We start from the raw sequence: 13,269 nt of genomic DNA, 5'->3' as shown, positions 1-13,269 counted from the left end.
TTCAGGCTCCCCATCCGGCCTGCTGGCCGTCGGCTCGTTCTTTCACGATCTGGTCGAAGTAGCCGCTGGCCTTGTACGCCGCGACCGGGTTCGGTTCCAGCCCCTGCGACTCCCGTAAGTCGGCGAGCAGCGGGCGGACGTCGGTGTTGTAGGCATCCATCAGCGCGGCGTTCGCCTCGAGGACGTCACCCTCCTGCTGGGCCTTCCGCAGCGCGTCCCGGTCGACCAGCAGCGCCTTCGCGGTGGCCTCCTGGACGTTCATCACCGACCGGATGATGGCCGGGATCTTCACCTCGATGTTGTGGCACTGATCGAGCATGAACGCGATCCCGCGATCCGGGTCGAGCGCGTCACCACGGACGATCTCGTTCATGATCCGGAACAGCTGGAACGGGTCCGCCGCACCGACCATCAGGTCGTCGTCGGCGTAGAACCGGCTGTTGAAGTCGAACGCGCCGAGCTTCTTGACCCGCAGCAGGAACGCCACGATGAACTCGATGTTGGTCCCCGGCGCGTGGTGCCCGGTGTCGATGCACACCACTGCCTTCGGCCCCAGTTCGAGACAGTGCGCGTACGACGTACCCCAGTCCGGCACGTCCGTGGTGTAGAAGGCCGGCTCGAACAGCTTGTACTCCAGCAGCATCCGCTGGTCGTCGCCGAGCCGGTCGTAGACCTCCTTCAACGCGGTCGCGAGCCGATCCTGCCGGTCCTGGATGTCGTCCTGGCCGGGGTAGTTCGTCCCGTCCGAGAACCACAGCTTCAGGTCCTGGGACCCGGTCGCGTCCATGATGTCGACGCACTCGAGCAGGTGGTCGGTGGCCTTCCGCCGTACGGCGGGATCCGGGTTGGTGACGCTGCCGAGCTTGTAGTCGTCGTCCTGGAACACGTTGCTGTTGATCGCACCCAGCCGGACGCCCTGCTCCTTCGCGTACGCCGACAGCCGGGCGTAGTCGTCCACCTTGTCCCACGGGATGTGCAACGCCACGCTCGGCGCGACCCCGGTGTACTTGTGTACGACGGCCGCGTCCGCGATCTTCTCCTCCGGGGAGCGCGGCACGCCCGGCTGGCTGAAGACCTTGAACCGGGTGCCGGAGTTCCCGAACGCCCACGAGGGCAACTCGATCTCCTGGCGGCTCAGTGCGGCCTTCACGGCTTCGGTCGTCATGGCTCAGTCCTCTTCTTTCAAATGGAAGATCTCGGGCAGCAGCAGGAACGACTCGTCCGGCGGCCTACCGTCTATACCTGTGAAGAATTCGGTCATCTGGGCTTGCCAGCGGGTGTTCACCTCGGTGGCCGCCATTGCCTTCTGGGCGGCCTCCAGGTCCTCGGACTCGACGTACCCGATCAGCAGGCCGTCGTCGCGGAGGAAGAGCGAGTAGTTGTGCCACCCGGAGTCGCGGAGCGCGGCCTGCATGTCCGGCCAGACGTTCCGGTGGTGGTCGACGTACTCGTCCAAGCGGTCCGGGCGGACCTGGAGGCAGAAGCAATAGCGGTTCACGGGCAGCCCTCAGAAGTTGAACTTGTCGATGTTTGCGGCGGTGAACTCGGTCGGGGGGCCGAGCACGATCTCGCCGTCGGCGCCGACCGTGTACTCGCCGAGCTTGCCGGCCTTGAACTTCTCCCCTTGCGCGCCGGTGATCTGACCCGAGCTCAGAGCAGCCCCGGCGTACGCCGCCAGATAGCCGATGTCGGCCGGGTTCCACAGCGCGAACTTCTTCACCGTGCCGTCCTTGACGTACTGGCGCATCTGGTTCGGCAGGCCGAGTCCGGTGATGGCCACCTTGCCCTTGTAGCTGGAGGCGCTGACGTAGCGGGAGGCGGCGGCGATACCGACCGTGGTCGGCGACACGATCACCTTGAGGTTCGGGTACGACTGCAGCAGACCCTGCGCCTCGGTGAACGACTTCTGGTCGTCATCGTTGCCGTAGGCAATCTTGACCAGCTTGAGCTTGGCGTTCTCCGGCTTGGCCAGCTCGGTCTTCATCACCTCGATCCAGGAGTTCTGGTTCGTGGCGTTCGGCGTCGCGGACAGGATGGCGATGTCACCAGCACCGCCGGCCAGTTCGCTGGCCATCTTCACCAGGCTCTCGCCGATTCCCTGCGTGGTGGCCTGGTTGATGAACGCGTCCCGGCAGCTCTTCGACGCGTCGGAGTCGAAGCTGACCACCTTGATGCCGGCCTTGCGGGCCTGGTTCAGCGAGGGGCAGACGGCGTTCGGGTCGTTCGCGGCGACCACGATCACGTTCTGCTGCTGCTGGATCAGCGTGTTGATGTAGCTGACCTGCGAGGACGCACTCGCGTCGTTCGGGCCGACCAGCTTGTACTCGCCCTTCAGCTCGCCGACCGCGACCTTGCCGCCGCCCACCTCGACATCCGTGTACGGGTTGTTCAGCTGCTTCGGCAGGTACGCGATCTTCAGGCCCTCCTTGAGCGGGGCGTTCGGATCGGCCTTGGCCGAGGTGTTCGACGAGCCCGCCGTGTTCTGGCTCTCCGTGCTCGACTTCGTCGTACCACCGCCACACGCGGTCAGTGCGAGCGCGAGGACGGCCAGCACCGCCAGGTTCTTCCGTTGGTTCATTGGTTCCACCCCTTCAGGTACGGCGCAGTCGGTTGGCGAGGTTGGGACCGAGCACCGAGGCGATCAGCAGTACGCCGGTCACCACGTTGAGGGCCTCGTTGGACACATCGGACAGGCGCAGTGCGTTCTGCAATGAGCCGAGGAGCACGACACCGGCGATCACGCCGGGGAGCGCGCCCTTGCCACCGAAAATCGAGACGCCGCCGAGCAGGACCGCGGCGACCACGGCCAGCTCGAGGCCGGCTCCGTTGTCGGCCCGGGCGCTGGAGTAGCGCAGCGTCCACAGCACTCCGGCGAGACCGGAGACCAACCCACTGGCGACGTACAGCCAGAACTTCAGCCGGCCCGGGCGTACACCGGCGAACCGGGCCGCCTGCTCGTTCGCGCCGACCGCGAACACCGCCCGGCCGATCGGCGTCGCGTGCAGGATCACGCCGAAGACGATCGCGAGCACGACGATGATGATCAGCACGTTCGGGATCGGCGTACTCCCGATCGTGCCGGTGACCCAGTCGGTGTAGAGGTTCGGGAAGTCGGCGACGGCGCTGTCACCGAGGACGACGAAGGCCAGGCCGCGGTACAGCGCGAGCGTGCCGATCGTGACCGCCAGCGACGGCAGCCCGAGGACCGTGACGAAGAAGCCGTTGACGGCGCCGAGAACCGCTCCGAGCAGGAGACAGAGCGGGATGATCGTCTCGATCGGCTGGTTCTGGTTCCAGAGGTAGCCCATCACCGCGCTGGACAGGCCGAGCGTGCTCGCGACCGACAGGTCGATCTCGCCGGTGACGATCACCAGCGTCATCGGCAGGGCGACGAGCGCGATCGGCAGCAGGTCGAGGACGAGGAAGCCGAAGTTCTGCGACGTACCGAAGTTGTCGACGGTCGCGGCTGCGACGATCAGGACGACCACCGTGATCGCGATGATCGCGGCGTTCCAGTTCAGCAGGCGCGTGGCCGGTGCGGACTCAGCTGTGGACATGCGAGCCTCGCTTCTTCAGGCTCGCCGCGACCCGGGCCGCGACCAGGCGATCGGCTCCGATCGCGAGCAGGATCAGCCCGCCGACAATCGCCTGCTGCCAGAACTGGTTGATCTCCAGTACGGCGAGGGAACTGCCGATCGTGGTCAGCAGCAACGCGCCGAGCGCTGCTCCCCACACGCTCCCGCTACCACCGAACACCGCGACGCCACCGACCACCACCGCGGCGACCACGTTGAGTTCGTAGCCGGTCCCGGCGGCCGCGTCGATCGTGCCGAACCGTGCCGCGAACAAGACTCCCGCGAGGCCGGCCAGCCCACCGCTCACGATGAACGCCCCGACTGTCCTTCTCGCTACTGGAATGCCTGCGAGCCGCGCGGCCTGTGGGCTCGAGCCCATCGCGTACAACTCGCGGCCCATCCGGTAACTGCGCAGGACGACGCCGGTGACAACGAGGACGAGGACCGCGATCAGCACCAGGTACGGGATGCCGAGGAGGGTGGCGTTGCCGAAATCGAGGAAACCTTGGGGCAGCTCGTCGGCGTTGATCTGGCTGCCGCCGGCCCAGAAGTATGTGATGCCGCGGACGACGTACAAGGTCCCGAGGGTGACGACGAGCGCCGGGACATTGCCGAAGCGGACCAGGGCTCCGTTGACCGCCCCGCAGACCGCGCCGACGGCGGCACCGACAGCGAGCGCGACGATGACGGGGATGCGCGGATCGTTCTGCAGGAGCGTGCCGACCGTGAACGCGCTGAGCCCGAGCACCGAGCCGACGGACAGGTCGATGTTGCGGGTGATCACCACCACGGCCTGGCCGACCGCCAGAACGGCCAGGATCGCGGTGCCGAGCAGGATGTCGCGGATGCTCTGACCGGACAGGAAGCGCGGGTTCGAGATCGTCGTCACCGCGACCAACAGAGCAAGTGCGAGGACGATCCCGAGCTCGCGTGCTCGCAGTACGACATCGAGCGAGGACCTCCGCGGCGCGGGCAGGTCGACGGCGGTCATACGCTCGCCTCCTGCCCGGTCGCGGCGAACATCACGGCTTCCTCAGTGGCGTCGGCGCGACTGAACTCGGCGACCAGACGCCCCTCGCGCATCACGAGCACCCGGTCAGCCATGCCGAGCACCTCAGGCAGTTCCGACGACACCATCAGTACGGCGACACCGTCGGCGGCGAGGCTCGACATCAGCCGGTGGACCTCGGCCTTGGTGCCGACATCGATGCCGCGGGTGGGTTCGTCGACGATCAGGACCTTGGGGTTGGTGGCCAGCCACTTGGCCAGCACGACCTTCTGCTGGTTGCCGCCGGACAACGTGCCGACCTCGTCGGAAAGCCTTCCGTACTTGGTCTTCAGCCGATCGGCCCACTCTTTGGCCGAGCGACGTTCGCGGCTACCGGTCAGGAAGCCCAGCTGGGAGAGCGATCGGGATCTGGGCAGGGTCACGTTGCGCTCGATCGACAACTCCATCAGGAGCCCTTGCTGCCGACGGTCCTCGGGTACTAGCGCAACCCCGGCCGCCATCGCCTGTTTCGGCGTACCGGGCTTGAGGGTCTTGCCGCCGACCTCGACCGTGCCGGAGTCGCGGGGGTCGACGCCGAAGATGGACTGGACGACCTCGGAGCGGCCGGATCCGACGAGGCCGGCCAGTGCGACGATCTCGCCGGCGCGGACCTCGAACGAGATGTCGGCGTACACGGGATCGCGGCTGAGTCCCTCGACCTTGAGCGCGGTCGCACCGGGGGTGACGTCCTGTTTGGGGAAGAGCGCGCCGAGGTCGCGGCCGACCATCTTGCGGACCATCTCGTCGACGGTGATGTCGGTGAGCAGGTCGGTCGAGACGTGCTTGCCGTCGCGCATGATCGTCACGCGCTCGCAGAGGGCGGTGATCTCCTCGAAGCGGTGCGAGATGAACAGCAGCGCGGCGCCGTCGTCGCGCAATGAGCGGGCGACCGTGAACAGTCGCTCGACCTCGACGCCGGTGAGCGCGGCGGTCGGCTCGTCCATCACCACCACGCGGGCGTCTGCCGAGATGGCCTTCGCGATCTCGACCAGCTGCTGATCGGCGATCGACAGGCCGCGGGCCGGGCGGTTCGGGTCGATCGACACGCCGAGGCGGACGAACAGCTGGGCGGCCAGCCGGACCATCGCGGCCCGGTCGATGGTGTTGAAACGACCCAGCGGCTGCCGGCCCATCGCGATGTTCTCGGCGACGGACAGGTCGGGGAAGAGGGTCGGCTCCTGGTAGATGACCGCGATCCCGACGGCCTTCGCGTCGGCGGGGCTGCTCAGGTCGACCGGCGTACCGTCGAGCTCGAGGGTGCCGGCGTCCGGGCGGTGTACGCCGGCCAGCATCTTCACGATCGTGGACTTCCCGGCGCCGTTCTCGCCGACGAGGGCGTGCGCCTCGCCGCCGTAGAGGTCGAAGGAGACGTCGCGGACCGCGGCGACGGCGCCGAACGACTTCGACACCCCGGACACCCGCAGGAGCGGCAGACCGTCGGCCATCGTCACCTCCAACGCGGGGCGGGCTAGGAGCTGAAAGGTTTCAAGAGGTGTGCACGAACGTAAGCGTGCACCCCGCCAGGCGTCAAGACCCCAACGACCGATCCCGGACGATCACTGCGGAAATCCCACCCAGAACAGGTACGCTGCGCGAGCTAACACGTTTCAACCACCACGTCTGTGGGGAGGGCCGACATGCCACCAGACACCACAGCCAACACCCCCGGCCCCGCCCGCTCGTCGGCTGACGGCATGTCCACGCCGGTCCACTCAGACGGCTCCTCTGCGGGAGGAGGGCGCCGGCGCCGGGCTGCCAAGCGGCATGCTGCTGGGGTTAAGGCTGTGGCTGCTGCAGCTGGGGTGAGCTTGGGGACTGTTTCTAACGTGCTCAACCGGCCCGAGGTGGTCAGCCCGCTGACCCGGGCGAAGGTCGAGGCCGCGATGGCCTCCCTGGGTTTCGTGCGCAACGAGTCGGCCCGCCAGCTCCGTGCCGGCAGCAGCCGGATCCTCGCCTACCTCATGCTCGACGCCGGCAACCCGTTCTTCACCGACGTCGCGAAGGGTGTCGAGGACGCGGCCCGCGAGGCCGGCCTGTCCGTCTTCCTCTGCAACAGCAACGAGGACGTCGACCGGGAGGCCGACTACCTCGACCTGCTCGAGCAGCAGCGCGTCCAAGGCATCCTGATCACCCCGATCGACCAGAACTCGTCGCGCCTGCGCAAACTCCCGTCCCGCGGTACGCCGGTCGTGGTCGTCGACCGTGCCATCGACGACGAAGAACACTGCTCCGTCGCGGTGAACGACGTACTCGGCGGTGAGCTCGCCATCGCCCACCTGCTCGAACTCGGCCACGAACGGATCGCGTACGTCGGCGGCCCGAACACGATCGGCCAGGTCATCGACCGCCGCGACGGCGCCCGCCGCGCACTCCAAACCGCCGGCCGCCCAGCGGAGAACCTGATCGAACTGACCACCGGCGCCCTCACCGTCGCCGAAGGTAGGGGCGCAGGGCAACGACTCGCCGGCCTCCCGGCAGACCGCCGGCCGACCGCCGCGTTCTGCGCGAACGACCTGCTGGCATTGGGATTGCTGCAACAGTGCGTCAGCCTCGGCCTGCGCGTCCCCGAGGACCTCGCCATCGTCGGGTACGACGACATCGAGTTCGCGGCCGCTGCCGCCGTACCCCTGACTTCGGTCCGTCAGCCTCGCCAACTGCTCGGCCGAACCGCCGCCGAGCTCCTGCTCGACGAGTCGTCGAACCCGGACCACGAACACCAGCGGGTGATCTTCACACCCGAACTCGTAGTCCGGACCTCCACCCGCGGCACGGGTTGAACTACCGCAGCTTCAAGTCGGGATCCGTGGCGACGGCAGCCAACTGCTGCCACGTCACCGCCGGATTCTTCACACCCTTCGGCAGCCCGTCCACGATGCGCTCGAGAGTGTTCATGCCGAGCACCGCCGCGATGACCACCTGGCCGTCCGGCCGCGCGTACCGGACGGTCGTCCCACCGCTCTCGCGATACGGGACGCCCTTGGAATTCCGTACGGCGGCAACCGAACCGACCACCACCTGCTTGCCGTTGGGAGCCTTCCGTTCGGTGCAGGACAGCTGGAGCCGGCACCATTTGTCCTTCGCGAGTGCGTAGCGGGGCTGGGCGATCGAGAGCCAGAGCAGCCCCGTCCCCCCGGCCTGCTTCCACTCCCGGGTGACGGTCAGCTCGCCGATCGCATCGGACTTGCCGTCCCTGGTGGGGTGAGGCACGGCCCGTTGCTCCGCCGTGTACTTCCCTGTCTTGTCGAGCTGCCTGTTCGCCGCATAAACGAGCTCAGCGGTGGTGGCGTTCACCCGCGCCGTGTAGGGCGACGCAGGGTCCAGCTCGCTCTGCCGCGTCGTCTTGCCCGGCTTCGTCGTCGACTGCGTGACCTCCGGCTCGGCCGACGACAGCGGCAGATACTGGGCGCCGAGGGCAATCACCGCTGCCACCGAAGCGGCGGCCGCGAATCCACCGACGGCCCGACGCCGTCGAAGCCCTCGCCGGCCGCGCGCCACATCCGCTGCCGCATCGATCTCCTCCGGCGCGAACTCGGTCAGCACGCTGTGCTGCATGCGCTCGCGCAGATCCTGCTCGTTCATGGCTGCTCCTGAATGAGTGCGTCGGTACGGGATGCGGTCAACCGAGCGCGGAGATTGTCGAGAGCACGAGCGGACTGGCTCTTCACGGTCCCGGTGCTGACCCGGAGGTCCGCGGCGACTTCGTCGATACTCAGATCGAGCCAGTACCGCAGAACGACGATCCGCCGTTGCCTTGGCCCGAGGGCCGCCAGGGCCCGCACGAGTTCGTCGCGCCCGTCCAGATCGGGCCCCGGAACGGACTCGTCCGGTAGTTGGTCGGAGGTCAGCTCACGCCGCCAGGCCCGCCGGCCCGCGTCGATGCTCGTCCGGACCAGAATCTTCCGCAGGTAGGCGTCTTCGGCGCCTTGCCGGTGGATCCGCGGCCAAGCGGCGTACAGCTTCGTGAGGGCGGTCTGCACCAGGTCCTCGGCGGCGTACCGATCACCACACAACAGGTACGCCGCTCCCACCAGACGTGATCGCCGGGCCCGGACGAACTCCGAGAACTCCTGATCACGCGATGATTCGCCACTCATCGTTGCCCCTCGCGCCGGTCGGTTGCCGAACGTAAAGACGGCGACCTGAGTGGCCGGGTTGCATGCCCCGGGCTAAACGCCGTACGCCGCCAGGAAGACGTCTACGGCCTTCTCGGCGAGGTTGTCGAGCTCACCGGGCTTCGGGCGCTCGCTGGTGCCGGCGAACATGGCGCGGTTCATCGGTTTGTACATCACCAGACCGGCGAACTGGTACGCCGCCAGCGTCGGGTCCTCGAGCTCACGCAACAGACCACGCTCCGACAAGCCGGTCAGCGCCACGCCTAGCGCCTCCAACGAGTTCTCGAAGCCGCTCGTGAACCAGGCGCCGCAGACCTCCGGGAAGCGGTCGGCCTCGGCGATCACGAGCCGGCGGAGCTGCAGCACGCTGCCCGCGGTCAGGCTCTCCAGGAGCCGAAACGCAAACGCCTGTAGGGCTTCCCGGGCATCGGTGGCTCCGTCGAGAGTCTCGGAGTACGCCTGGACCAGTCCTTGCATCAGCTGATCGCTGGTGCCGAGGACGATCTCGGCGAAGAGCCGCTCCTTGTTCTCGAACTGCTTGTAGACGGTTTGCTTGGAGACGCCGGCCTTCGCGGCGACCTCGTCCATGCTCGCGCCGAGATACCCGTGCTGGAGGAAGACCTCGGTCGCCGCGGCCAGGATCGCCCGTCGCTTGCGTGGCGTCCGGCCCTCGCCCTCTATCTCGACCATCCGGCCTTCGTGCAACAGATCCGGCTGCCACACGGCTCCCCGTTGTCGATGCTCCACGGCGTCCTCCTCTGGTTACGGAAAATCATACTAGACAGTCCAGTTCTCTCCTGAGTACTGTACGGTCTAGTTCCCAACGACGACAGTTCCCAGAGTGAGGAGTCAGACGATGAGCACAGTGAAATCCTCCGACGGCACGACGATCGCCTTCGAGGCGTGGGGCCAGGGCCGGCCGCTGATCCTGGTCGACGGCGCCACCGCCCACCGCGCGGTGAACCCGTTGAACGCCCAGGTGGCGGAGCTGCTGAGTGACGAGTTCCGGGTCTACGCGTACGACCGGCGCGGACGCGGTGAGAGCACGGACACCGCGCCGTACGCGATCCAGCGGGAGATCGAGGACATCGCCGCGCTGATCGAGGACGCCGGGCAACCGGCGATCCTGTTCGCGTGGTCGTCCGGTTCACTCCTGTCCCTGGACGCGGCTGCCGCTGGGCTGCCGATCTCCGCGCTCGCTCTGTTCGAGCCACCGGTCGTGACCGACGACGGACGTCCGCCGCTGCCGACCGACTACGTCGAGCAGCTCGAGGCGCACGTCGCTGCTGGTCGCCGGGATCTGGCCGCCGAGCTCTTCATGACGGCCGCCGCCGGGATGCCGCCGGAGTTCGTCGCCGGGATCAAGCAGAGCCCGTACTTCGCGCCGGTCGAAGAGATCGCACACACGATCGCGTACGACGGCCGCATCATGGGGACCACGATGTCGGGCAATCCACTGCCGACGGATCGCTGGGCCAAGGTCGACGTACCGGTCCTGGTCATGCACGGCGACAAGACCGCGCCGTGGCTGGCCACCGGCGCCGAAGCCGTCGCCGACGTGCTGCCGAGCGCGACGTTCAAGCCCATCCCGGGTGAGAACCACAGCACCGAGCCGACCGTGCTCGCGCCCGTACTGCGCCAGTTCGCGCACGAGGTGTGAGTGCGATGGGGACGATCGTGCTGACCTCGTTCATCTCGCTCGACGGCGTCGTACAGGCGCCTGGTGGCGAGGACTTCAAGTACGCGAACTGGACTTTCGACTTCGATCGCGGCGACGACGGCGAGAAGTACAAGAACGACGAGGCTCTGGGCGCCGACGCCCTCCTCATCGGCCGCAAGACCTACGACGGCTTCGCCGCGGCCTGGCCCAACTACGAGGGCGAGCTGGCCGACAAGTACAACAGCATGCCCAAGTACGTCGTCTCGACCACCCTGACCAACCCCACCTGGAACAACACCCAGGTCATCCCCTTCGCCGAGGTCACCAGCCTCAAGAAGAAGCTGCCCGGCGAGATCCAGGTAGCCGGCAGCATCCAACTGGCCCAAAGCCTGTTGGCAGCCGACCTGGTAGACGAGATCCACCTGATGACCTTCCCAGTCATCCTCGGCACCGGCCGCCACCTCTTCACCGAAACCCCACAAAAAACCCGCTGGAAACTAACCCAAACCCATTCCTTCGGCGAAGGCATCCCCGTCACCGTCTACAAAAGAGACCTGCCCTAGAGAGCACCCCCGCCGGTTGCTGTCACCAATGCAGCCGCTTGGACGAGATCTGGTGGAGACCGGATAGGGCCAGCGTCTTCACGTTGCGTGACGACAGGCGTATGGTCCCGGACTCAACGGGCGATCACCGGTAGAGCGGACCTGTGGGGGGTCAGCCGGCAACAGCTCGTGGGGGATGGACATGGCAGAAGAAAGCTGGCATCAGGCACGCCTGATACCGACCTCGGGAATCAACGGCGCGGACGAGCAGGAGCGGCGTGCGACGTCGGCCCTGCTCGCCGTGATGTCGTCTGTTCGTGAGTTCGGGCGAGTGCTCACCCAACCGCTGGGTGCACCCGCCGGACAACTGGAGACGTACATCGAGGTGCCGTTCTACCTGGGTGAGCGCCGCCTGTATCCGGACGGTCTGTTGCGGTCCCGGCGGGGTCAGAAGGAGTGGACCGCACTCGTCGAGGTGAAGACCGGCGTCAACGAACTGGCCACCGAGCAACTCGAGGCGTACCTCGACATCGCTCGTGAACAGGACTTCGATGCGGTCATCACGATCTCGAACGAGATCCCGGCGGTGGCCGGGCTGCATCCGACCAAGGTGGACAAGAAGAAGCTCAAGCGCGTCGCGTTGCATCACTGGTCCTGGTCGATGGTGCTGGCCGAAGCCGTGCTGCAGAAGGAACATCGCGGCGTCGCCGATCCGGACCAGGCCTGGATCCTTGGTGAGCTGATCCGCTACCTGGAGCACCCACGGTCCGGGGCGCTGCAGTTCGAGGACATGGGATCGTCGTGGGTGACGATCCGGGAAGCCGTTGCCTCGAACACGCTCCGGGCCGGCGACAAGGGCGCACCCGAGGTTGCCGCGCGGTTCGACGCGCTGCTGCGGTTTGTGAGTCTCCAGCTCGGCCGGAAACTGGGTGACGACGTCACGCCCGCGCTGTCCAGGAAGGAACTCGCGGAGCCGGCGTTGCGCTCGCAGTCACTGGTGCAGTCGATGTGTACTCACGGCTCACTGCAGGGCGCGATCAACATCCCGAACGCCGTCGGCCCGGTGGTCGTGACGGCGGATCTCCGAGCCGGACAGGTCACCTGTCACATAGACCTCGCCGCACCCCGAGAAGGGAAGCCGACGACCCGAGTCAACTGGCTGCTACGCCAACTGCGGCACGCACCGGACGCAACCCGGATCGAGGCCTTCGTGATGCACGGCCGGGGCGCCGGTACGGCGGAACTGCTGCGTGCTGTCCGTGATCAACCGGCGCTGCTGATCGAGGATCCGAAGAAGGAACTGCGATCGTTCCGGGTCGCACTCGGACTCCCCCTCGGCACCAAGCGTGGCCGGGGCCGAGGCTCGTTCATCGACTCCGTCGAGCACGCGATCGACACCTTCTACGGCGACATCGTGCAGGACCTGCGGGCCTGGACGGCGACCCCGCCGCGGCTCCGGGAGGCGCCGGCCCAGCCAGATGAGCGACCGTCGCTCACGTCGACAGCCCTGTCCTCACAGGACGGTGCTGAGTCGGACCCGGTCGAGCCCACCTCGACGGCTACGAACGATGAACCTGTGACTGCCGACCTTGAGACGGACGAGCCCGAGGCGTCCTTGCAGCCAGTCCCGAGTCTGGCGACTGGCCAGCCAGGCGCGACTGAAGTATCTGGCTGAAGTTGGTTTGGATTGGCGCTCCCCAAGGGGGCTGGGCTGGTGAGACGCTTTGGGGGTGGACAGGGATGGGTTCTGGGGTCTTGTTGAGGATGCGCGTGGTGAGGTGGATGACACCGTCGCGGATCCGGATGGGGTTGCGGACGCGCTGACCAAGATGCTGGTGGGGCTGGAGGCCGAGGAGATCGCGGGGTTCGGGGTCGAGCTCGCGCGGTTGCAGGTCGAGTCCTACCGGTGGGATCTGTGGGCGGCGGCGTACCTGATCAACTCGGGCGCTTCCGAGGATGGATTCGACTCGTTCCGGGGCTGGCTGGTCGCGCAAGGGCGGGAGATCTGGGACGCCGCGCTGACGGTCCCGGACTCGCTCGCCGACGTGGTCGACGAGGACCGGCCGGACGGGTTCGAGGGTTTCGACGGCGAAGGGATGCTGCACGTCGGCAGTCACGCGTACAAGAACGCCACCGGTGACGAGGCCGCCTACTGGAAGGCCGTCGAGGCAGAGGCTCCCGACACCCCGGACCTACCAGCAGGCAAGGAGATCGACTTCGACGACGATGACGATCTGGAGACGCATCTACCACGGTTGGCCGCGCTGTACCTCGACGCTTGAGCTCGAGCAGGACCCGGATCACGAGGATAGGTAAGTACGTGTCCACGGAT

General features: G+C 67.1%; 14 protein-coding genes. 5 read left to right on the top strand and 9 right to left on the bottom strand.

Translation table 11 applies throughout. The features are described 5' to 3' along the window. Nucleotide 1: 1 nt before the first annotated feature. Genes rhaI through AB0L70_RS04285 form a run of 6 tightly spaced genes read right to left on the bottom strand, consistent with a single transcriptional unit; the run spans nt 2 to nt 6,068 of the window. A complete protein-coding gene (gene rhaI / locus AB0L70_RS04310; protein ID WP_363679794.1) occupies nt 2–1,165 on the bottom strand; it encodes an L-rhamnose isomerase in 1,164 nt (387 codons plus the stop codon). Between the two features lie 3 nt (nt 1,166–1,168). Next, entirely contained in the window at nt 1,169–1,498 is a 330-nt protein-coding gene (locus AB0L70_RS04305; RefSeq protein WP_363679792.1) for an L-rhamnose mutarotase, read from the bottom strand. Between the two features lie 9 nt (nt 1,499–1,507). Further along, nucleotides 1,508–2,578 (bottom strand): rhamnose ABC transporter substrate-binding protein, encoded by a 1,071-nt coding sequence (gene rhaS, locus AB0L70_RS04300; protein ID WP_363679790.1) that lies wholly within the window; start codon nt 2,576–2,578, stop codon nt 1,508–1,510. A 13-nt stretch (nt 2,579–2,591) separates the two neighbouring features. Further along, complete coding sequence (locus tag AB0L70_RS04295; protein WP_363679788.1) at nt 2,592–3,557, bottom strand: ABC transporter permease; 966 nt, start codon at nt 3,555–3,557, stop codon at nt 2,592–2,594. Continuing rightward, nucleotides 3,544–4,566, bottom strand: coding sequence for an ABC transporter permease (locus AB0L70_RS04290; protein ID WP_363679786.1), 1,023 nt, complete (start codon nt 4,564–4,566; stop codon nt 3,544–3,546). Before AB0L70_RS04290 ends, AB0L70_RS04295 begins: the two co-directional genes overlap by 14 nt. Further along, complete coding sequence (locus AB0L70_RS04285) at nt 4,563–6,068, bottom strand: sugar ABC transporter ATP-binding protein (RefSeq protein ID WP_363679784.1); 1,506 nt, start codon at nt 6,066–6,068, stop codon at nt 4,563–4,565. Before AB0L70_RS04285 ends, AB0L70_RS04290 begins: the two co-directional genes overlap by 4 nt. Nucleotides 6,069–6,407: 339 nt before the next feature. Between AB0L70_RS04285 and AB0L70_RS04280 the strand changes: the two genes are divergently transcribed. Continuing rightward, nucleotides 6,408–7,400: a LacI family DNA-binding transcriptional regulator gene (locus AB0L70_RS04280; protein ID WP_363679782.1), complete on the top strand. Its 993-nt coding sequence runs from the start codon at nt 6,408–6,410 to the stop codon at nt 7,398–7,400. 1 nt (nt 7,401) lies between these two features. Here the strand turns inward: AB0L70_RS04280 and AB0L70_RS04275 are convergent, their stop codons facing one another. The 3 genes from AB0L70_RS04275 to AB0L70_RS04265 all read right to left on the bottom strand — a co-directional run bounded on the left by AB0L70_RS04275 (nt 7,402) and on the right by AB0L70_RS04265 (nt 9,482). Then, entirely contained in the window at nt 7,402–8,202 is an 801-nt protein-coding gene (locus AB0L70_RS04275; protein WP_363679780.1) for a hypothetical protein, read from the bottom strand. Further along, entirely contained in the window at nt 8,199–8,717 is a 519-nt protein-coding gene (locus tag AB0L70_RS04270; protein ID WP_363679778.1) for a SigE family RNA polymerase sigma factor, read from the bottom strand. Before AB0L70_RS04270 ends, AB0L70_RS04275 begins: the two co-directional genes overlap by 4 nt. Before the next feature lie 72 nt (nt 8,718–8,789). Further along, nucleotides 8,790–9,482, bottom strand: coding sequence for a TetR/AcrR family transcriptional regulator (locus tag AB0L70_RS04265; RefSeq protein ID WP_363679776.1), 693 nt, complete (start codon nt 9,480–9,482; stop codon nt 8,790–8,792). Nucleotides 9,483–9,591: 109 nt separating this feature from the next. Between AB0L70_RS04265 and AB0L70_RS04260 the strand changes: the two genes are divergently transcribed. From AB0L70_RS04260 to AB0L70_RS04245, 4 genes are all read left to right on the top strand, one after another. Further along, entirely contained in the window at nt 9,592–10,395 is an 804-nt protein-coding gene (locus tag AB0L70_RS04260) for an alpha/beta hydrolase (protein ID WP_363679774.1), read from the top strand. 5 nt (nt 10,396–10,400) lie between these two features. Beyond that, entirely contained in the window at nt 10,401–10,958 is a 558-nt protein-coding gene (locus AB0L70_RS04255; protein ID WP_363679772.1) for a dihydrofolate reductase family protein, read from the top strand. A 181-nt stretch (nt 10,959–11,139) separates the two neighbouring features. After that, nucleotides 11,140–12,612, top strand: coding sequence for a hypothetical protein (locus AB0L70_RS04250; protein WP_363679770.1), 1,473 nt, complete (start codon nt 11,140–11,142; stop codon nt 12,610–12,612). Between the two features lie 55 nt (nt 12,613–12,667). Beyond that, nucleotides 12,668–13,219: a DUF4240 domain-containing protein gene (locus AB0L70_RS04245; protein ID WP_363679768.1), complete on the top strand. Its 552-nt coding sequence runs from the start codon at nt 12,668–12,670 to the stop codon at nt 13,217–13,219. The last annotated feature ends 50 nt before the right edge of the window (nt 13,220–13,269 follow it).

It is taken from the genome of Kribbella sp. NPDC051952 (assembly GCF_040680855.1).
Lineage (GTDB): Bacteria > Actinomycetota > Actinomycetes > Propionibacteriales > Kribbellaceae > Kribbella.
This window is presented reverse-complemented; position numbering and strand designations above follow the sequence as displayed.

Excerpts from the sequence above, each read along its gene's own strand:
- AB0L70_RS04260 (WP_363679774.1), top strand. The coding sequence starts at position 9,592 with ATGAGCACAGTGAAATCCTCCGACGGCACGACGATCGCCTTCGAGGCG.
- AB0L70_RS04270 (WP_363679778.1), bottom strand. The coding sequence starts at position 8,717 with ATGAGTGGCGAATCATCGCGTGATCAGGAGTTCTCGGAGTTCGTCCGG.
- AB0L70_RS04250 (WP_363679770.1), top strand. The coding sequence starts at position 11,140 with ATGGCAGAAGAAAGCTGGCATCAGGCACGCCTGATACCGACCTCGGGA.
- rhaI (WP_363679794.1), bottom strand. The coding sequence starts at position 1,165 with ATGACGACCGAAGCCGTGAAGGCCGCACTGAGCCGCCAGGAGATCGAG.
- AB0L70_RS04290 (WP_363679786.1), bottom strand. The coding sequence starts at position 4,566 with ATGACCGCCGTCGACCTGCCCGCGCCGCGGAGGTCCTCGCTCGATGTC.
- AB0L70_RS04255 (WP_363679772.1), top strand. The coding sequence starts at position 10,401 with ATGGGGACGATCGTGCTGACCTCGTTCATCTCGCTCGACGGCGTCGTA.
- AB0L70_RS04285 (WP_363679784.1), bottom strand. The coding sequence starts at position 6,068 with ATGGCCGACGGTCTGCCGCTCCTGCGGGTGTCCGGGGTGTCGAAGTCG.
- AB0L70_RS04275 (WP_363679780.1), bottom strand. The coding sequence starts at position 8,202 with ATGAACGAGCAGGATCTGCGCGAGCGCATGCAGCACAGCGTGCTGACC.
- AB0L70_RS04295 (WP_363679788.1), bottom strand. The coding sequence starts at position 3,557 with ATGTCCACAGCTGAGTCCGCACCGGCCACGCGCCTGCTGAACTGGAAC.
- rhaS (WP_363679790.1), bottom strand. The coding sequence starts at position 2,578 with ATGAACCAACGGAAGAACCTGGCGGTGCTGGCCGTCCTCGCGCTCGCA.